Raw genomic sequence first — 19,139 nt, 5'->3', positions numbered from 1 at the left:
TCTGCGGTCTAGCGGGCGTTTCCCTGAGAGCAAGTTGTCCCCTATCGCCTCTCCACACGGAGTGTGAAGGTACAGTCGGTCGCCCAGCTCTTGCAGGAGCTCGTTCGGGTCCTGATAGCGAAGTGCCGCGCGGTTCGCCGTGCATTTCTGCGCGCTAGGCGAGCGAGTATAAACAACCTCTATCCGGCTCGCGCCGTTGTCGGAATAGTGTGGGGCTATCGCAAGAGGACATCATGTCATCAGGAGTACCTGTGCTTCGAACCTTGCTCGTTGGTGTCCTGTTCTTGGTGCCGATTGCCCACCTTACAGCCGATGAGGTGATCGTCCGTCCAAGACCAGCCGATGGACCTCTGGACAATCCGCTCAAAGGTTGGTGCCCGTACCCGAACGCCGCCTCGATTCACCAACCCTATTCGATGGTCTTCAAGTACATCTCTTGGCGGGAACTTGAACCAGCGGAAGGCGACTTTCGTTTTGACGAGTGGGAGAAGTCGTGGGACAGCCAGGCGGCGAAGGACAAGCACATCCTCTTTCGGGTGTATGTCGACTACCCCAAGAAGCCATCAGGTCTTCCCGACTGGCTCCGCAAGGCCGGCGTAAAGGAGTCGGCCTACGAGGAGTACGGAGGGGGTGAGTCTCCTGATTACGATGACCCCCAAATGATCGCGGGAATGGAGCGGCTGATTGCTGCACTCGGAAACCGGTACAACGACAATCCCCGAGTTGCCTTTATCCAATTGGGGTTGCTAGGGTTCTGGGGCGAGTGGCACACCTACCCCCATCCGAAACTGTACGCTTCGCCCGAAACCGAACGACGAATCGTCGACGCCTACAAAAAAGCCTTCCCCGCCAAGTCCCTTATGGTTCGCTATGCCAGAGGCTACGCAGGCCAACAGGAAGGGATCGGGTTTCACGATGACATGTTCCCGGAAGATACTGACAACGGGAAAGATTGGAGTTTTCTCGCAGGCTTGCGAAACGCCAAGAGGACCGAGAACTGGAAAGTTGCTGTGCTCGGTGGTGAAATGGTTCCCGGAAAGGCCAACCACTGGCTTGGCGATGACTTCGACACGACTCTAACTATGCTGACTCGCTCCCACCTCACATGGGTGGGTCCCTATTGCCCGGCGCTAGAGAGGACCAAGGACGCGCAGTTCCGCGAACGAAGCGAACAACTGATCCGCAAGATGGGTTACGAGTTTCAGATCACCGAGGTCACGCATCCTGCGACCGTGAACGCAAAGCAAGCCGTACGAATCTCGTTAAAAGGAAAGAACAACGGCGTTGCCCCTTTCTACTACCCGTGGTCGATGGAATGGGTACTTCTCGATTCATCCGACAAGGTCGTGTCCAATCAAAAGACAGAATGGGACATTCGGAGGTGGAAGCCCGGTGAATTTGCCGAACAAGCTGAACTTGCTTTCGATGTCCCTGCAGGAAAATACCGTCTGGGGCTGGGAATTCGTGACCCCTGGAAGGACCGGCCGGCCATTCGGTTTGCGAATGACATACCCGTGACGGATGGTTGGACAACGGTGTCAGAGGTTCGAGTGTCCAACTAGCGACGAAAACCTTGCGAGTTCACGGCGAAGAGGAACGTGCGGCAACAGTCCTGACGTGGCGTCGCCTGCGGGCATCTCCATAAGGAGTGCCGAAGCACTAGGGCCTGATGAGTGCTCGCTGCAATTCACTCGCGCTGCGGTAGCGATTCGCCGGGTTTAGTGCCATGCATTTCCGTGCTATCCGAGCGAGTGCTTCGATGGCTTCATTCTCCGAGGGATCTGTTCCTGCCGAAGTTAAGAGCTGTCGGACGAGCCGCCCGAACGAGTAAACATCCGACGCGGGTGTCGGGTGGCTGCTCCCATCGAGCACTTCAGGAGCCATGTAGCCCAGCGTGCCACCAACGGACTGCAGGCCTTGAGGGTTTGGTCCAACGAGGTGGGCAAACCCAAAATCAGTCACCGTGACTTTGCCGGCTGGCCCGAGCATCACGTTCGCGGGTTTCAAGTCGCCATGGATCACGCCGTGGGCATGAGCATAAGCGAGCGCCTCGGCAATCTGGCGAACGACTTGATAGGCGAACGTTGCATCCATCTTCCGTCGTGCGAGGTGCGACGCTAAGTCGCAGCCCTCGACGAACTCCATCACCATGAAATGCCCACCACTGGGAAACTGCCCCAGTCCCTCGACCCGCACGATGTGTGGGTGCGACAAACGCTGGAGGATCTGCGACTCCTGCACAAACCTCTCGACAGCTCGCGGGTCGCGTTGTCGCGACTTGTGAAGCGACTTCACGCCGACGATGGCTCCCGAGACCTTGTCGCGGGCGCGGAACACTTTCCCCATGCCTCCCGCGCCGACAAGCTTCTCGAGCACGTAGTCCGCGTACTTGAGCGGGGTGGCGGCTGGTAATTCGACCTCAGGCGTTGGCAGCAGACGTTGCCGCAGCAGGTCTTCACATCGAGCCAAAAGTCGCCTGACCGTCCGCGGCGATTTCTTCATCTCTCGCGCGATGTGGTCGCGGCTATACCCTTTGCGGAGCATTTCCATCGCCTCCCGCTCGACCTGCGAGAGTTCACCTGTCGCAGAGGCGAAGAGTTCCTGAACCGCGAAGTGCTGCGACGGAGTGGTCTGCCCCGCTGCGTGCGTCGCCAAGTGGCGTGACTCGTCATCGTGCCTTTGGTAGTTGCGTTTGGCGGCAGTGTGCCACTCGATTCGCTTCTGCAACTTGTGGAAGGCGAAGGTGCGGAGGAGGTACCAGCTCTCTCGAGCGGTATTGATCTTGAACTGCTCGCGATCAGCCGCCAGGAAAAAGCTTCGATACGCCGACTGAAGCACGTCCTCCGCGTCGACGCGCGGGCGTAGCTTGCGGCTGATCCGCCCACGAATCAGTCGCTTGAGTCGTTCCCCGAACCGGCGCACCACTTCGGTAGCCAGGGCGGCTGGCTCGGTGGGAAGTCGGTGTTCGCTGGAGGCGTTCAAGAAAGTTCCTCGCGTGGCTGATTTTCCGTGGCCGCTATCGCCTCGAAATCGGATGTACCTGTAACCCGGAACGGTCCGTACGCCGGAAGTATGCGCCAACCCCGACGTTTAAAGGACCCGTGCCACCTTAGCGGGGTTCGGCACCAGAAGTATCACCCCCAATCCCGTGGAGTCCACATGGCCTACGTCGTCACCAAGCCGTGCGATGGTTGCAAGTACACCGACTGCGTCGTGGCATGCCCCTGCGATTGCTTTCGCGAGGGGGAGACGATGCTGTACATCGATCCGCGCGACTGCATCGACTGCGACGCATGCGTGCACGAATGCCCGGTCGAGGCGATCTTTCCAGAGTGGGACGTGCCGGCCGAGTGGACTGACTACATCGCGCTCAACGCCGAAATGGCCATGAAGCTGCCGGCGATTACGGAGAAGAAGACGCCGCTGGTTGAACCACGGGAATGAACAAGTAGCCGGATTCGCAAGAATCCGGGCTGTCATCGAGAGGCGCCCGAACTCTTGCGAGTCCGGCTACAGAACGAGGCCTCTACTCGGCTGCGGCGGTGGGCTTGGCGGCCGTGGTGCGGGCGCCGAGTTCGCGGTCGAGGTCCAGGAGCGACGAGGGGTCGCCGTCGACGAGCGTGAACTTATGCACGATGTCGCGGGCGGTCTTCTCTTCTTCGACCTGCTCCTTGATGAACCACTCGAGTTCCACCAAAGCCGCGAAGGCCTTCTCTTCGAACGCCAGTTCGTAAAGCCGTTCGATCTGGCCGGTGACACCCTGCTCCTGGGCGTAGGCAATGGTGAACACCGAGGGGACCGATTCGAATTCGGCCTGGGGCTCCGTGATGGGGGCAAGACGCACGCGAGCGCCGCGAGCGATCATGAAGTCGTACAACTTCATGGCGTGGGTGTACTCTTCCTGGCTCTGCGCTCGCATCCACTGGGCACAGCCGGTGAACAGCTCGTGCTCGCAGTAGGCGCTCATGGCGAGGTAACTGTACGAGGCGAACAGTTCGTTGTTGATCTGCTCGTTAATCGCCTGAGCCATCACGGACGAAAGTCGGGACATCGCAGCACCTTCTGTAAACGCAGAGTTGGGGGGAGCGGCAAAGACGAGCGAAGAAGCCGGGGGCCCAATCGACCGCGAAACGCCAACGTGGGGGCTTGGAGGAAGCCCAGTCGACATCGGCAGGCCACGTCTGAGGGGGCCTGCCGAGTCGAACGGAATCAACAATGAATGGGCCCGACTGGAGTCGAACCAGCACGCCCTTACGGGCACATGCCCCTCAAGCATGCGCGTCTGCCAATTTCGCCACGAGCCCATTGTTGGCCATTACTGGCCGGAAAACATAGTCTAGCTTCCCCGCTCTGGGGGTCAACCGCCCCGGGGTGCTCCGCACGGGGCCACCACGCTCCTACACTACCGATAGTCGTTACATCCGCCAGCCGTGCCCCACTCGCCCCCCACTAACCCGCCATGCTGCCCGTCTACTACAGCGACAGCGTTGCCATCCCCCTTCCCCCCAAGCACCCGTTCCCGCAGGCCAAGTACCTGCTGCTTCGCGAACGGGTGGCGGAGCTCGCCGCCGCGGGGGTGGTCGAGCTCACGCACGCCAGCGAGATAGACCGCGAGGCGCTGCTGCGGGTTCACTCCCCCGAGTACGTCGCCAAGGCCCTCAAGGGGGGCCTGTCGCGGCAGGAGGAGCGCGAGCTCGGCTTTCCCTGGTCGCCCGAGTACGCCAGCCGGGCGAGGCGCTCGGTGGGAGCGACCGTCGCCGCGGCCACCCGTGCCCTCACGTCCACCTGGGCGGCTCACTTGGCCGGGGGCACGCATCATGCCTTTCGGGATCGCGGGCGGGGCTTCTGCTTGTTCAACGATGTTGCGGTCGCGATCCACCACCTCCGGACGTCGGGGCACCAGCACCGGGTGCTCGTCGTCGACCTCGATGTTCATCAGGGAGATGGAACCGCATCGCTGTTTGCGGACGACCCGAGCGTGTTCACCTACTCGGTCCACGGGGCTCGCAACTACCCGCTGGTGAAAGTGCCGGGCGATCTAGATGTCGCCATCGCAGATAGGACGGAGGATTCCGCGTACCTCGCAGCGCTCGACGAATCGCTCGAGGTGGCTTGGGAGCGGAGCCAGCCCGAGTTCGTGTTCTATCTCGCGGGGGCCGATCCCTTGGCGAGTGATCGCTACGGGCGAATGGCGCTTACGAAGGAAGGTCTCACGCAGCGCGACCGCCGGGTGTTCGAGCGGTGCCAGAAGGCGGGAGTGCCCCTGGTTACGGTGATGGCCGGTGGTTACGCCCGCAACATTGTGGACACGGTGGACGTGTACTTCGCCACCGTGCGGCTGATGGCCGAGCTTTACGGCGTGGCCGGCTCGGTCGCCGGGTCCGCGGCTGGTGCTGCGGGCGACACAGCGGGATCCGCGAGCATCGGATCTTGAAGGCGGTAGTTCTCGATTTGTGGCAGGTACTCGCGGCGGTCCATCAACACGAAGGTGAGGAACAACGCCACAAACAGGATTGCCGAGATCAGGATGATGCCGTTCATCGGCTTGTCGTGCGCCAACTGCATGAAGATGAGCGCCACTAGCCCGGCCTTGGCGCTCGCGATCAACAGCGTGATGCCAACTTCGTACTTGCCGAGGTCGACGTAGGTTTGCGTCGCTTGAAACACGGTGATCACGGTCAGCGCCACGAGCATGGCGAACGTGCCGAGTAGCACGGGGAGCGGCGTGATGTGGTGATGATGCGTATCGGACATGGGAGTTGTCGGCGAAGGTGATTGGATGGGCGCTAGGCGTTGGCGGCGACGAGCAGCGGACTAGATCAGGTACAACAGCGGGAACAGGTAGATCCAGATCAAGTCGACCAAGTGCCAGTAAAGACCGGTGTATTCGACCGGGCCGTAGTACGTGGGTTCGAAGTGCTGGCGGGCCGCGCGGCTGACGATCCAGACGAATACACCAATGCCCGCCAGGATGTGGATGGCATGCACGCCGGTCATCGCGTAGTAGATGCTAAAGAACACGCCGGGGAACTGCGGACCCTGGCCACCATAGATCGGGGCCGATTCGAGCACCTGATCTGGAAGCGGTTCAGCATGCTCATCATGAGCGTGATCGGCGCCATGATCGTGGGCGGCATCTGCCGCATGCTCCCCGTGAGGATGCTGCTTTTCGTACCAACTCGTGTAGGCGTTCCCCGCCAAACAACCCGCGGCCGCACCAAGCACAGTCAGCCCTAGAGCGAAGAACCCCCATCGGCGCCCGACGGAGCCGGCCCCCAACACCAAGCCCAGGCCGATAATCACTGCACCAGCAATAGCGAATCCGATGCCTAGTTTATCAAGAAACGCGTGCGTGCCGGTTAGGTCGGGGTGGCTGCCCTCGACGTAGCTATACATTCCACGCCAGTAGAGACCCTCTTTGAACTTCAGCGAGTACTCAACCGACTTCACCCCCATGAAGATGCCGGCACACACCAGCGTGATCAGCAGATTGATGAGTAGCCCGCGCTGCTGATTGGTCTGTGCACAGCGCACGGCCCACGCCACTGTCAAACTGCTGAGCAGCAGCACCACCGTATTACCGGCACCGAGCGTGGGATTGAGGAATTGGGCTGCCTTGTCGAACAATTCAGGGTTCGAAGCGCGGAACGCGGCGTACGCGACGAACATGCCGCTGAAGAACAGCACTTCGGTCGCCAGGAACAGCCACATGGCCAGCTTGCCGGCCTGGAACTGCTGCTCGATGGTATCGAAGTGATGCGCCTGGAAAGGATGATGTTCGTCGTGCGCGTGAGACATGAGGTAAAAAGCGGTTTGGTGAGGAAACTCGTCCGAGGAAAGGACCAATGTCGAATTCACAATGACCAATGCCAGAGCAATGGGTCATTGGTCATTCTTAATTGGTCATTCACCCGACTGGTTGGTGTTCAGGAGCTGGATGCGGGGTGGTCAGCGGAAGAGTTTTGTAGCCTTCCAGCGCCGGGTCCCACTCCAGGTTCGAATAAATGTAAGGATCGTCCACCGAAGGGGTGTCGATGAAGTTCTGCATGATCGGCGGAGACGTACAGGTCCATTCCAGCGTCGCACCACCCCACGGGTTGCGCGGGGCCTTACGGCCGTAGAGCAGCGCGGCGATCAATGTCCCGGCCGCGATGCCAAGGCCAACGGCCAGCACCAGCGCGCCGGAGGTCGAAACGCGGTGGATGAACGTGAACTGCTCGAGCAAGTCGGGGCTCACGGGGAAGCCGTCGCGACCTTCGTACGTGGCGTAACGACGCGGCATGCCGAGCGAGCCGAGGTAGAACTGCGGGAAGAACGTCAGGTTAAAACCAACGAACACCAACAGAGCCGACAGGCGACCCCAGTTCTCGTTGTACATCTTGCCGAACATCTTGGGCCACCAGTGGAACAAGCCGGCGATGAAGGCGATCAGCGCCCCGCCCATCATCACGTAGTGGAAGTGAGCCACCACGAAGTAGGTGTCGTGCAGGGCAATGTCCGTCGCAAGCGAACCCAGGTGCAGACCGGTCAGACCACCGATGGTGAACAGGAACAAGAACGCCAGGACGTAGCACATGGCGGTGGTCAGGTAGATGTTGCCCTTGTACATCGTGGCCACCCAGTTGAACACCTTGATGCCCGACGGAATGGCGACCGCGAAGGTCAAACCGCTGAAGATGGCGGTGGCAAGCGGCGACTGACCGCTGACGAACATGTGGTGACCCCAGACCAAGAAGCCGATCAGGGCGATCGCGATGCTCGAAAGCGCGATGAACTTGTAACCGAAGATGTGCTTGCGGCAGTACACCGGCAACAGTTCGCTGATGACACCCATGCCCGGCAGAATCATGATGTACACGGCCGGGTGCGAGTAGAACCAGAAGAAGTGCTGGAACAACACGGGGTCGCCGTTGTACTTCGGATTGAAGATGCCGATGTGAATCGTGGCTTCGAGGCACAAGAGCAGCACCGTGATGCCAAGCACCGGCGTGGCGAGCAACTGGATGATGCCCGTCGCGTAGATGGACCACAGGAACAGCGGCATCTTGAACCAGGTCATGCCTGGCGGCCGCATGGTGTTCACGGTCACCACGAAGTTAAGGCCCGTGAAAATCGAGCTAAAACCAAGGATGAACACCCCCATCGTGGCGGCGACAACCGGCGCGGTGCTGGTCTCGGCGCTGTACGGGGTGTAAAAGGTCCAGCCGGTGTCGAGACCGGTGATGAGCATGGCGGCCAGGAAGAAGATGGCTCCCAGCACCCACAGGTAGAAACTAGCGAGGTTCATCCGCGGGAAGGCAACGTCCTTGGCTCCCAGCATGATGGGGAGGAAGAAGTTGCCGAGCGATGCCGGGATGCTCGGGATGATGAACAGGAACACCATGATCGCCCCGTGCAGGGTGAAGATCTGGTTGTAGACCTCTTCCGTGACACCGGCGTCTCGCAACGCACCGGTCGGCATCCATAGGTGAATGCGCACCAATAGTGCGAACACACCACCGAGGAAGAGCGAAACCACGATGCCCACCAGGTACATGATGCCGATGCGCTTGTGATCGAGCGTAAAGGCCCACGAGGCGAAGCCGTGGCTACAGTTCAGGTAGTTCTCTTCGGCAGGTCCACTACCCTTTGCGATTTGTTCAGGCGTGGTCGTCATCTAATTATCCTCTCCGGCTGGCTGGCTTCCGGTCTCTGTGCTGGGTGCGGGGGTATCGGTTGCGGGGGTGTCAGGTGCGGGCGATTCCGCTGCTGGTGCTTCCGTCGCGGGTGCTCCGGCAGCGGGGGTCGCGGCGGCCGCGTCACCCTCAGCGCCCTCGGCCTTAATCTTGGGCTGGACGTACGGCGGTGGGTTTTTAGCAAGGCTTTGAATGAAGGCAATGATTGCGTCCATTTCCGAAACCGCCTCACCCGCCTTGGGGGTGCTCTTCACTTGAGATTCGGCGTACGGCGACATTTGCACGCCACCTGCGAATCCTTGGACGATGTGTTTCTGCGGTGTGCGAATCGACTCGACGATGTAGTTGTAGTCGACCTTCTGGGTAGTGCCATCGGCCATCTTCTCTTCTTCGCCCCAGATGTCCTTCCAGGACGGACCGCCACCGGGCTTAAGAGTGCCATCGATCGAATGGCACTGGACGCAACCCTTTTTTTCCCACAGCAGCTTACCCCAGGCTCGAAGATCCTCAGGATGCTGGTTGAGTTCTTCGAGCTTCTTGAGGAACGCGGCTTCCGACTCGTGGACCTCGACGAACGTGTTCATGTTCGAGTGGTCCTTGCCACAGTACTCGGTGCAGAACAGGTCGTAGCGCCCGGCCTTGTCGGCTTGGAACCACTGGTAGGTGTACCGGCCGGGGACGACGTCCATCTTGATGCGGAACGCCGGGACGTACAGGCTGTGCAGCACGTCGCGAGATTCTTGCACCAGCCGAATCGGGCGGTCCTTGGGGACATGCAACTCGTCGCTGCTGATACCACCGGGGTAGATGAACTGCCAGTTCCACTGCGTCGCCACGACACGGATGTCGTACGAGTCGACCGGCGGATTTCGCATGTCCATGAAGCCGGTGAAACCCAAGAAGAAGATCAGGGCCACCAGCAAGATCGGGATCACCGACCAGATGATTTCCAGCGCGTTGTTGTGCGATGGCGAGGGTTGTTCGGTATGTCCCGGGCGGGCGCGGTACTTGAAGACGAACACCGCCATCAAGCCAACAACCAGCACGAAGAAGAACAAGCAAATCCAATTGATAATGGCGAACACCGTGTCGACGTTCGCCCCGTTGGTTGTGACGGAATCGCCAAACCAAAAGCCCGCCAATGGCAAGGAAGGTAGCTGCATATTACTGAGTGTTTGACTGCCAAACATGGGGTTTAGGTCCTGCTAACTACAAAGACACGTTCGTACGGGGGCCCCGGCTTGCTAGGCCTACATGCCCTGGGTGTCAGTGTCCTGGGTGTCTTCGTGGCTGGAGTTCTCAACGGCGATAGCATGATTTCGGCGACGCATGAGCCAATAGGGTGTCAGCGCGAGGCTGAGAATGACTACCGTGGTCGCCGCGCCAATCTGCATCCATCGCACGGCGTGCGGGGCGTACTGGCCGCGGGTGTGGTCGTACACGAAACACGTCAACCAAATGCGATCGAGTGCCGTTCCCACCTTTCCTTCGCCCGCTTCGACGAGGCTCATGCGAATGGTCTCAGGCGAGTTGCCCAGGCCATCAAGATATCGCGACACCACGCCGTCGGGGGTGACCAAGATCAGGGCGGCGGAGTGGACGTACTCTTTGCTCGCGGGGTCGTACTTGTAGCGAAAGCCCACCGCGTCCGCGAGCGCCGTGATGCTCGCCTGCTCGCCCACCAGGAAGTGCCACCCCTCGGCGGTGCCGGGACGACCGTAATCTTCGGTGTATCGCTTGTGGGTCTGCTTGGCTCGCTCGGGGCGCTCGGCGGGATCGATGCTGACGCTGAGCACGTCGAACTGATCGCCCGCGTTCCAGTCCATTTCGGGATCGGCGAGTGCCGCCACCAGATCATTGAGCTGCCGGCCGCAAAGCATGGGGCAGTTCGAATAGTTGAGCGTCAGCAGGACGGGCTTTTTGCCGTTGATGATCTTGCCAAGCGTGGTGGGAAGGCCATTGCGGTCGCGGAACACGAGGTCCAGCGGGATCTGCGTGCCAACCTTCTCCTCGACCCCGACGCCGAGCATTTCCTCGGGCCCCTCGGTGATGATCACCGCCCCGGCGCAGGGTGCCAGCACCACCACGGCGAACATCGCCAAGGGCAGCAGCAGGCATCGGAGTGTGGCCAGGTAACGGGACATGGGAGTGGGGGAAGGTATTGTAGAGGTTTGTCGCCCGGCTGGCGAATTGATTCGAAAACTACTGCTTTTGCTCAAATTCCTTGGCCACGATCTCCATCGCTTTGCCAATTGGCACCCCAATCGTTTTGCCATCGGTGCTCAGGTACCGAATGTTGCCCTCCAGCGAGGCTTCTTGCTGGCTGATGGCGTTGTCGGCGACGACGAACTTCTGGTCGTACGACTTGATGACCCGCTGCTCGTCGTAAAACGTCGTGTAGAGGGCGTACAAACCGGCGATCGAGGCGACGGTGATCAGCACCGACACTAGCCCCCACACCACAATGGCACGCACATCCACATCGTCGCCATGATGAGTATCGACAGGAATCACGCCAGGAGTTGCTGCTTCGGACATAGCAAGGACTAGGAGTTAAAGTTCTGACCAATGGTCATTGGTCATTCATAATTGGTCATTCGCTACTAAATGTTCTCGAACTCGAGCGACGCTTCGAGCCGCGGGTCGCGGATCGGGATCAGCCAGTTACCCGACGCGATGTAAAGCAGCGCCCCCGCGTACAACGAACCGAGGCCAATCATCGCACCGGCGTAAACGCCGATGGCCGTCAGGCTTAGCGGCCAGAAGTCGAGGTCGCTTTCGGGGGCGATGATGAAGTACAGATCGAAGTAGTGCATCACCAGCATGTACACACCCCAGCCCGCGAGCAGCAGTTTGTTGCGGCGGACGAAGCGGGACATGATGCCGAGGAACGGGACGGCAAAATGCAGGACGAACAACCATCCCAGCGCCCGGCTGATACCGGTGTTGGTGGGTTCGAACTGGCGGACGGAGTACCACTGAATTTCTTCGGGGATGTAGGCGTACCAAATCAACAGGAACTGGCTGAACGAGATGTAGCCCCAGAACAGGACGAAGCCGAACAGCAGCTTACCAATATCATGGCGGTGCTCCTCGGTAATGGAATGCGTCAAAATGCCGCGGGCCTGTAGCTGCCAGATCAGAACGGAGAGCAGCGCGAAGATGGCCACGGCACTACCGGCGAAGATGTACACGCCGAAGATGGTGCTGAACCAGGTGGGGTTCAGCGTCATCAGCCAGTCCATGGTGGCAAAGTTGATCGTCAGGGCGAACACGAGCATCGCCCAACCACTGTGCCACAACAGCGGGGCTACCACGTCGTTGCTGGTCGAACGATCCTGCTCCACCGACCGGCGATAGAACATGTTCGCCAGGCCGTACCACACGGCGAAATAGAACACTTGGCGGCCAATGAAGAAGATCGGATTGAGCCAGATCTGCTTGGGCTCGGCAAGACCGGCACGAATTTCTTCGTTCGCCCAAGGGTAGAGACTACCACTGCCGGCCAGGATCTGGGCAACCCAGATCACGGCGAAGAACACGCCGCAGACACCAATGCCCATGGCGATAATCTCGCCCAGCCGACGGAGCACCACGCCCCAGCGAGCCGCGGCCAGGTACTGGATGATCACGAAGAACAGCGCGCCAAGCGATAGCGTCGAACAGTAGGTCGCCGCGATCAAGTAAGCGTGCCAGAACCGCGGCAGTTGATCGCCCGAGCGAGCCAGCAGCAGCGACGCCACCACCGCGATAATTCCAACAATGGCGAGCGGCCCCAGCGCGATGCGTTTCAGGTCGGGGTTCGCCCGACGACGCTCGCTGGTGTCGTTCATCCAGGTATCAATGCTAACTGCTGTGTGTGCCATAGTCTGTTGGACGCGAAGGCGATTCTTGATTCGCCACAGGGATCGGAGTGGTGTTGATGGAATCCAAGCGAATGAACAATCTCAAGTCGCCTGACTCACTCCGTGCTCTCTGTGTACTCCGTGGTTAATAAGTCTTCTTGGATCGGTGTGAACTACTTCAGCGAGTTCAATTCTTGTTCGGTCAATTCATCTGGCGTCGCGGTGCGGGTCTTCTGCAATGCCTTGACGTACAGCACAATCGCCCAGCGGTCTTCGACCGTGATCTGATCCGCGTAGCCCGGCATACCGCCTCGCAGCACGCCACCCTGGGGAGTGACGCCCGCCAGGTTGCCGTTGCTGATCGTGTCGAACAGCTTACCAACCGGCTGAACGAGCACCGTCTCTTGGTGCAGCGACGTGGGCGGACGCCAAGTGGGTTGCTCGAGCTGCTGCGCCCGCAGGGCTACCAAGCCATCGCCGTCGCCGGCGAGACCGTGGCACACCGCGCAGTAGATGTCGTATCGCTGCTGACCACGCTTGAGCGTGTCGAGGTTCACGGGCACTTCAGCGGGAATCTCGGTCACCCAGTCGAACGGATCGACCACGGGCGCGGCGGCAGCACCGTCCGCCGGGGCGGCTGGTGTAGCGGCGGCGGGCTCCTCGGCTGCTGCTTCGCCTTCGGCGGGCGTTTCACCTTCGCGAGTAGTCTCCTCCGGCGTATCGCCTTCGGTGGCTTCCTCGGGGGTCGTTTCGTCGACCGTGGCCGACTCTTGTCCGGGATCGCCTTCTTGCGGAACCAGGAACGAAGTCTCGGTCGTCGGCTCGGCCTTGGGAATGTAACCCAGCGTCAGCGCGGGATTGTCGAGCACGGCACTGCGGCTCACGGTCCCCGCGACCGGAGTACGCATCGAGCGGCCATCGGCGAAGATGTCGGTGTCGATGGTGGTCTGGGCTTTGAACTTCGGCTGGTAGTCCATGTCCCACCAGATCGAAAGCCGCGGCGTTTGGCTCGTTCCGCCACGCGACATGGCGATCAAGGCCAGCGGCACCAGGGCCGCGACCACCAGCACGATGGCGACAGGAGCAACGAAGCTCGGCATCGGTGCGGGACGCTCGTCGTAGATCGATTCGACATAGGTTGCCCCAATCGCTCCGAAGTCGGACGTCAGCGTCTCGGTGGTGAACTTGGGGTCGTCGGAATCGATAAGCAGGAAGAAACCATCGTCGGTCGCCCGACGGAACTTCGCGCTGCGGAACAGCGGGTTCGAGAACTTCGGCAGCTTGTTGAACGCGATCATGCCCAGGAAGGCGGTGAACGCGCTGAACAGAATTGTCAGTTCGAACGCCACGGGAATATTCGCTGGCAAGCTCCATGCCGGCTTGCCGCTGATGTTGTACTCGTAACCGCTGAACGGAATCGGCTCTTCCGTTGCGTTCATGTACCACTGCATCAAGATGGCGACGGTAAGGCCCGTGAAGCCAGCGCACAGTACCACCCATGGCAGGATGGGCTTCGGCGCGGCCAGCGCGTCGTCGATGCCGTGGATCGGGAACGGCGAGAAAGCCTCGACCTTGCGGTAGCCCTTGCTGCGAATCGCGCGGGCTGCGTCCACCAGTTCGTGCGGGCCGGCAAACTGCGCCAGAACGCCAATGACCTTCGGCTCGTACGGCACCGGTTCGGGTTTAGGATCGTGAGACATGATTATGCGCTATTAAGGCGAACGTCGTGCTTATTGAAACGTATTAGTGAGCTTTGCCGTTGTCGTGGGCCGGGTGGTGAGCCTTCTCTTTGGCCAGCACACCCTTCACTTCCGAAATCGCCACGATCGGCAGGAAGCGAAGGAACAACAGGAACAGTGTGAAGAACAAACCAAAGCTGCCGATCAGCATGGCGTAGTCGACCCATGTGGGGCTAAAGACATTCCAGCTACTCGGGAGCTGCGTCCGTTCGAGCGTCGTGATCACGATCACGTAACGCTCGAACCACATCCCGATGTTCACGAAGATCGACACGATGAACATCACCCACGGAGTGGTGCGGGCGAACTTGAACCAGAATATCTGTGGAATGAACGCGTTGCAGGTGAACATGGTCCAGTAGGCGGGCCACTGCAAGCCGAACATGCGGTTCCAGAAGGCGTCCTGCTCGGCCGGCACACCGCTGTACCACGCTGTGAAAAATTCGGTCGTGTACGCCAATCCTACCATGGTTCCCGTAGCCAGTAGAATCTTGCAGATGTTCTCCAGATGCTGCGTCGTTACCAGGTGCTGCAACCCATACCATTTGCGGCACGGCACAATGAGTGTGATCACCATCGCGAAACCGCTGAACACGGCACCGGCAACGAAGTACGGCGGGAAAATCGTGGTGTGCCAGCCAGGGACTTGGCTCACGGCGAAGTCGAAGCTAACGATCGTGTGCACCGAGAGCACCAGCGGAGCGGCCAGAGCAGCGAGTAACACGTAAGCCTTTTCATAAACTCGCCACTGCGAAGCGCTACCAGTCCAGCCAAGGGCACCAATGCCGTAGCCGAATTGCCGAATCTTGCCCTTCGCCCGATCGCGAAGCGTCGCCAGGTCGGGGATCATGCCCATGTACCAGAACACGAGCGACACCGACGCGTACGTACCGACCGCGAACACGTCCCACAACAGCGGGCTGCGGAACTGAGGCCACATGTAGAGGTGCGTTGTCGGGACTGGGAAAAGGAAGTAAGCAAACCAGACGCGGCCGATGTGAATGCCAGGGAACGTGCCGGCGCAAACCACCGCAAAGATAGTCATCGCTTCCGAGAAGCGATTGATACTGGTGCGCCAGTCTTGGCGGAAGATAAACAGAATGGCCGAGATGAGCGTACCGGCGTGACCGATACCGACCCAGAACACGAAGTTCACGATCGGGAACGCCCAGAAGATGGGACTCGTATTACCCCAAATGCCAACACCCGTGAAAATGAGGTAACCGATCAGACCCGCGAGCACCGCGGCCAGCGTCGCGCTCACCGCAAACGCCAGCATCCAGCCGGTCGGCGTCTTGTTGACTTCCAGCTCGTTGATCGCGCAGATCGAGTTCGAGATCGAACCGTAGGTTTGATCTTCCTGCACCAGCGGCGGATTCACCCAGCGCGGGTCGCGTTGGTCGGCCACAGGGACCGGTCCGCCGTTTACTACGTAGTCCGTCGACATGAGGATATAGGTTGGTATCTGTTTAGTTGAACTATTTTCGTCGAATTGATTGCTGAAGCTCGTGAGCAACTAAGTCAGATGGTGTCTGTACTTACTCACCTACTCACTTACTCACCTCTATCATCCAATGATCGGCAGCGCCCACGGATCGCGGCGGGCGGCATGCGCGGGTTCGTGATCGCCCGAGTGATCGTCACCGTGTTCTTTGTCGTGACCTTCGCCACCGTGCTCAGCACCATGATGCCCGGTCTTGATGATCGGTCCGGCCAGCATCGGGTGAGGATTGCCGACCTTCGCCAGATACAGGTTACGAGGACGGGTCTCGAGCTCAGCGAGCAGGCCATACGCACGCGGGTCGGCGTGGGTCTTGCTCACGCGGCTGTTCGGGTCGTTCAAGTCGCCGAACACAATGGCCTGCGTCGCACACGCTTGCTGGCAAGCGGTTTGAATCTGGCCATCCTCGATCGGCTTGCCCGTGATGCGAGTCTCGGTGCGGGCCGCGGCGATACGCTGCACGCAGAAGGTGCACTTCTCCATCACACCACGGCTGCGAACTGTCACTTCCGGATTGTTGGCGAGCTTGAGCAGCTTGTTCTCGGGCTGCTCCATGTAGCCGGTCATGTGGAAGTAGTTGAACCGGCGAACCTTGTAGGGGCAGTTATTGGCACAGTACCGCGTGCCGATGCAGCGGTTGTAAACCATGTCGTTCAGGCCCTCTTCCGAGTGCACCGTCGCTGCCACGGGGCAGACCTGTTCGCACGGTGCCGTCTCGCACTGCTGGCAGGTGAGCATCTGCGTTGCCACCGCCGGGCTCGCCGGATTGTCGTTGTTGAAATCGTCTGGCACGCCATGGAAGTAGCGGTCGATGCGAATCCAGTGCATCTCGCGGCCAACTGCCACCTGCTCTTTGCCGACCACGGGAACGTTGTTCTCGCTCTGGCAGGCAATCACGCACGCGTTGCAGCCGGTGCACTTATTGAGGTCGACCGACATGCCCCACGCGTTGGTCTGCTCGCGCCAAGTGCGATTGGGGAACAGCGGCTCGGTCTTGATGATGTGGACCACTTCCTTCGCGAACTTCGGATCTTCGCGATAGTGATCGATCGAGGTCTCGCGAACCAGTTCGTGAATGCGGCCCGCGATCAACTCCAGACCCACCGTGTCGATGGTGAAGTGATCCTGCGTGGTCGCCAGCTTGTAAGTGCCGTCGGCCTTCTTCGGATTCTTCTCGGGCACGGCGACGAACATCGCCGAGCTGGTGCGAAGTGGATAGACGTCCTTACCGACCTTGATGATCTCAGGTTCGCCCATCGGGCTCCACCAACGGCGGAACCGAGGAATCGCGAGGCCACCCACCTTGCCCGCGGCGGTACGCCCGTAGCCGAGCTGAATGCCGATCGAACCGTTGGCCTGCCCCGGCAGCACGTACACCGGCAGCTTTACCGTCTTGCCATTCAGTGTGATCGACAGCAGTTCGTCCTGCGTGACGCCTAGCTGCTTGGCCGTGTAGGGGCTGACGATCGCCATGTTGTCCCACACCACTTTCGTGATGAAGTCCGGCGTTTCCTGCAGCCAGCCGTTGTTCGCGAAGCGACCATCGTACGTTTGCGACGACGGCGTGAAGACCACCTCGAACGTTCCCTTCTCGGTGGCAGCGGGAACTTCGATGTTCAGGTCAGCAGCAAGCGTTGGGTTGGCTACCGCGAGTACGCTGTTGTCGACAAAGCCCTCGAACAGCATCTTCTTCCAGGCATCGTCGCTGATGTCCGAAACCACCACGGCCATCGCGTCGCGAACCAGCTTCTGGGTGTTCTTGTAGTCCGCACCAGCAAGCTTCGCGATCATCTGCACCGGCGAGAGCGATTCGTAGATCGGCTCGATCATCGGCTGCGTCAGGCTCGGCAAACCCTCGTAGCTCACCGCATCGCCCCACGCTTCAAGCGGGTGGCACATCGGAACATGCCACTGGCAATACTCCGACGTTTCGTCTTCGTAGTAGCCAAGGCGAATCGTCTCGACCAAGCCTTTGTCCAGCTTGTCCTTGAACTTGAGCTCAGCGGGGGCATCGTACGCCGGGTTGCCACCGATGATCACCAGAGCCTCGACCGCCTTCGTGTCGATGGCCGCGGCGAGCTCGCCAATCGTGCCGCGAGCCACTTCGGGCTGGGGCTCTTCGGTGAAGACAACCGTCTTGCCGAGGTTGCCGAGCATCGAGTTGATCTCGTACGCCAAGGCGTGCACTTCGGGGGCGTGACCAGGACCAACCACCACCACGCTCTCGCCCTGATTGGCGGCGAGGTCGTCGGCGAGCGCCCACAGCACTTGGTCGGCAGTCACCGCCGGGCCCTTGTGCTTCTCCATGTAATCGCGAGGGTATTCGGCGTGCTCGACCTCTTCGTTGTACTTCTTACGCTCGGCGAACGCGGGATCCTCAGGAATCGTATCGCCATCAAGCCGCTCGCGAATACGATCGCGCAACTCTTGCAGCCTCTTGGGAATGTCGCTGCTCTTCACCGCCGCACGGTGATCGGCCGCAGCACCCAGCACGCTGAATTGACTTTCGACGGCGTAGGTGCGACCCATCGTCGCGGCCTTCGGGTCGTCGCCGAGTTCGCGAGTCGCCGCCCAGTCGCGCGAGTAACGCGTGGCGTTCGGATGACCACACAAGAGGTCCGAATCGAACCCGGCGATCACCTTCGCGTCGGCCAGCTTGTAATGCGTTCGCAGCCGCGAACCGAATGCTAGCTCCGCGCCAACGATCTCGTTTTCACGCGAAAGGGGCTCGTACTCGTAAATCTTGGCTTCAGGCAGCTTGTCAGCGAACTGCTTGACCACCGCGGTCATCGTCAACGAGCTCGTCGGCTCCATTAGCACCGCCAAGCCCTTGCCCTGCGATGCACCCAAACGAGTGAGCAACTCGCCCAGGTACTTATCGAAGTCGCTCCACTCCTTCGCACTCGAATCCTTTGCCAGCCGTTGGCGGACCGTGCTTGAGCGGTCGGGGTCGTACATCGTCAGCGTGGTCGCTTGAGAGTAACCATCGGTCGCACCGAGGCTGCCGGGGTGCTCGGGGTTACCTTCGATCTTGATCGGGCGGCCATCGTAGCAAGTCACCAGCAAGTGACGCGGAGCGCCTGCGAGCTCGATCGTTGTGGCGTACTTCATCGTCTCGCCGGGCACCATGCCCTCGGGACGCTCGACGAACGGAGCAATCCGCTCGGTCTCCCAGCGGCAACCAGCGACGCTCGCCAGGGCGAACGAGGCACCCATCAGCTGCAACCAACGCCGACGCGAGACGCCCGCCGGGAACTCCGAGGCCGCCACTGGAAACTCGCGGTGCATGAACTCTTGGAACTCAGCCGAGTTCTCGAGTTGGTCCAGACTGCGCCAGTACTTGGGGATCTTCGTTTCGGTCATGGAAAACTAGGAATCT

Annotated in this window: 15 protein-coding genes and 1 tRNA gene; 3 read left to right on the top strand and 13 right to left on the bottom strand. The window is 60.3% G+C overall.

From position 1 onward, the window contains the following. Positions 1-233: 233 nt before the first annotated feature. Positions 234-1,562 carry a DUF4832 domain-containing protein gene (locus SH292x_RS01460; RefSeq protein WP_442483798.1) on the top strand — a complete coding sequence of 443 codons (1,329 nt, stop codon included), beginning with the start codon at positions 234-236 and terminating at the stop codon, positions 1,560-1,562. A 97-nt stretch (positions 1,563-1,659) separates the two neighbouring features. On the opposite strand, the gene SH292x_RS01455 is transcribed toward SH292x_RS01460, so the two are convergent. Then, positions 1,660-2,982, bottom strand: a complete 1,323-nt coding sequence (locus SH292x_RS01455; protein WP_442483797.1) for a protein kinase domain-containing protein — start codon at positions 2,980-2,982, stop codon at positions 1,660-1,662. 177 nt (positions 2,983-3,159) lie between these two features. Here SH292x_RS01455 and SH292x_RS01450 point away from each other — a divergent pair, with 177 nt between their 5' ends. Then, positions 3,160-3,444 (top strand): 4Fe-4S binding protein, encoded by a 285-nt coding sequence (locus SH292x_RS01450; RefSeq protein ID WP_442483796.1) that lies wholly within the window; start codon positions 3,160-3,162, stop codon positions 3,442-3,444. An 82-nt stretch (positions 3,445-3,526) separates the two neighbouring features. On the opposite strand, the gene SH292x_RS01445 is transcribed toward SH292x_RS01450, so the two are convergent. Then, the gene (locus tag SH292x_RS01445) at positions 3,527-4,051 is read right to left on the bottom strand and encodes a ferritin (RefSeq protein WP_442483795.1); all 525 of its coding nucleotides are present in this window, start codon (positions 4,049-4,051) and stop codon (positions 3,527-3,529) included. A gap of 169 nt (positions 4,052-4,220) precedes the next feature. Continuing rightward, positions 4,221-4,304, bottom strand: a tRNA-Leu gene (locus SH292x_RS01440). A gap of 155 nt (positions 4,305-4,459) precedes the next feature. Here SH292x_RS01440 and SH292x_RS01435 point away from each other — a divergent pair. Next, on the top strand, positions 4,460-5,434 hold the full coding sequence (locus SH292x_RS01435; RefSeq protein WP_442483794.1) for a histone deacetylase family protein: 975 nt from the start codon (positions 4,460-4,462) through the stop codon (positions 5,432-5,434). On the opposite strand, the gene SH292x_RS01430 is transcribed toward SH292x_RS01435, so the two are convergent. The 10 genes from SH292x_RS01430 to SH292x_RS01385 form a co-directional block, all read right to left on the bottom strand. Continuing rightward, the gene (locus SH292x_RS01430; protein WP_442483793.1) at positions 5,353-5,754 is read right to left on the bottom strand and encodes a cytochrome C oxidase subunit IV family protein; all 402 of its coding nucleotides are present in this window, start codon (positions 5,752-5,754) and stop codon (positions 5,353-5,355) included. The two genes, SH292x_RS01435 and SH292x_RS01430, sit on opposite strands and share 82 nt — an antisense overlap. 60 nt (positions 5,755-5,814) lie before the next feature. Continuing rightward, on the bottom strand, positions 5,815-6,798 hold the full coding sequence (locus SH292x_RS01425; protein ID WP_442483792.1) for a cytochrome c oxidase subunit 3: 984 nt from the start codon (positions 6,796-6,798) through the stop codon (positions 5,815-5,817). A gap of 109 nt (positions 6,799-6,907) precedes the next feature. Beyond that, the gene (locus SH292x_RS01420; protein ID WP_442483791.1) at positions 6,908-8,656 is read right to left on the bottom strand and encodes a cytochrome c oxidase subunit I; all 1,749 of its coding nucleotides are present in this window, start codon (positions 8,654-8,656) and stop codon (positions 6,908-6,910) included. Next, positions 8,657-9,865 carry a cytochrome c oxidase subunit II gene (gene coxB, locus SH292x_RS01415; protein ID WP_442483790.1) on the bottom strand — a complete coding sequence of 403 codons (1,209 nt, stop codon included), beginning with the start codon at positions 9,863-9,865 and terminating at the stop codon, positions 8,657-8,659. Positions 9,866-9,925: 60 nt separating this feature from the next. Then, on the bottom strand, positions 9,926-10,819 hold the full coding sequence (locus SH292x_RS01410; protein WP_442483789.1) for an SCO family protein: 894 nt from the start codon (positions 10,817-10,819) through the stop codon (positions 9,926-9,928). Positions 10,820-10,877: 58 nt separating this feature from the next. Then, positions 10,878-11,213 (bottom strand): hypothetical protein, encoded by a 336-nt coding sequence (locus SH292x_RS01405; protein ID WP_442483788.1) that lies wholly within the window; start codon positions 11,211-11,213, stop codon positions 10,878-10,880. A gap of 65 nt (positions 11,214-11,278) precedes the next feature. Further along, a complete protein-coding gene (locus SH292x_RS01400; RefSeq protein ID WP_442483787.1) occupies positions 11,279-12,541 on the bottom strand; it encodes a hypothetical protein in 1,263 nt (420 codons plus the stop codon). Between the two features lie 152 nt (positions 12,542-12,693). Beyond that, positions 12,694-14,220, bottom strand: coding sequence for a quinol:electron acceptor oxidoreductase subunit ActD (locus tag SH292x_RS01395; protein WP_442483786.1), 1,527 nt, complete (start codon positions 14,218-14,220; stop codon positions 12,694-12,696). A 43-nt stretch (positions 14,221-14,263) separates the two neighbouring features. Next, positions 14,264-15,706 carry an NrfD/PsrC family molybdoenzyme membrane anchor subunit gene (gene nrfD, locus SH292x_RS01390; protein ID WP_442483785.1) on the bottom strand — a complete coding sequence of 481 codons (1,443 nt, stop codon included), beginning with the start codon at positions 15,704-15,706 and terminating at the stop codon, positions 14,264-14,266. Between the two features lie 120 nt (positions 15,707-15,826). Then, positions 15,827-19,123, bottom strand: a complete 3,297-nt coding sequence (locus SH292x_RS01385; protein ID WP_442483784.1) for a TAT-variant-translocated molybdopterin oxidoreductase — start codon at positions 19,121-19,123, stop codon at positions 15,827-15,829. Positions 19,124-19,139 lie beyond the last annotated feature (16 nt).

The sequence above is a fragment of the Aeoliella fuhlenseeensis genome, from assembly GCF_052161615.1.
Lineage (GTDB): Bacteria > Planctomycetota > Planctomycetia > Pirellulales > Lacipirellulaceae > Aeoliella.
The sequence above is the reverse complement of the archived record's forward strand: the minus strand, read 5'-3'. Positions and strand labels throughout refer to the sequence as shown.

Excerpts from the sequence above, each read along its gene's own strand:
- SH292x_RS01460 (WP_442483798.1), top strand. The coding sequence starts at position 234 with ATGTCATCAGGAGTACCTGTGCTTCGAACCTTGCTCGTTGGTGTCCTG.
- SH292x_RS01450 (WP_442483796.1), top strand. The coding sequence starts at position 3,160 with ATGGCCTACGTCGTCACCAAGCCGTGCGATGGTTGCAAGTACACCGAC.
- SH292x_RS01445 (WP_442483795.1), bottom strand. The coding sequence starts at position 4,051 with ATGTCCCGACTTTCGTCCGTGATGGCTCAGGCGATTAACGAGCAGATC.
- SH292x_RS01435 (WP_442483794.1), top strand. The coding sequence starts at position 4,460 with ATGCTGCCCGTCTACTACAGCGACAGCGTTGCCATCCCCCTTCCCCCC.
- SH292x_RS01430 (WP_442483793.1), bottom strand. The coding sequence starts at position 5,754 with ATGTCCGATACGCATCATCACCACATCACGCCGCTCCCCGTGCTACTC.
- SH292x_RS01425 (WP_442483792.1), bottom strand. The coding sequence starts at position 6,798 with ATGTCTCACGCGCACGACGAACATCATCCTTTCCAGGCGCATCACTTC.
- SH292x_RS01420 (WP_442483791.1), bottom strand. The coding sequence starts at position 8,656 with ATGACGACCACGCCTGAACAAATCGCAAAGGGTAGTGGACCTGCCGAA.
- coxB (WP_442483790.1), bottom strand. The coding sequence starts at position 9,865 with ATGTTTGGCAGTCAAACACTCAGTAATATGCAGCTACCTTCCTTGCCA.
- SH292x_RS01410 (WP_442483789.1), bottom strand. The coding sequence starts at position 10,819 with ATGTCCCGTTACCTGGCCACACTCCGATGCCTGCTGCTGCCCTTGGCG.
- SH292x_RS01405 (WP_442483788.1), bottom strand. The coding sequence starts at position 11,213 with ATGTCCGAAGCAGCAACTCCTGGCGTGATTCCTGTCGATACTCATCAT.
- SH292x_RS01400 (WP_442483787.1), bottom strand. The coding sequence starts at position 12,541 with ATGGCACACACAGCAGTTAGCATTGATACCTGGATGAACGACACCAGC.
- SH292x_RS01395 (WP_442483786.1), bottom strand. The coding sequence starts at position 14,220 with ATGTCTCACGATCCTAAACCCGAACCGGTGCCGTACGAGCCGAAGGTC.
- nrfD (WP_442483785.1), bottom strand. The coding sequence starts at position 15,706 with ATGTCGACGGACTACGTAGTAAACGGCGGACCGGTCCCTGTGGCCGAC.
- SH292x_RS01385 (WP_442483784.1), bottom strand. The coding sequence starts at position 19,123 with ATGACCGAAACGAAGATCCCCAAGTACTGGCGCAGTCTGGACCAACTC.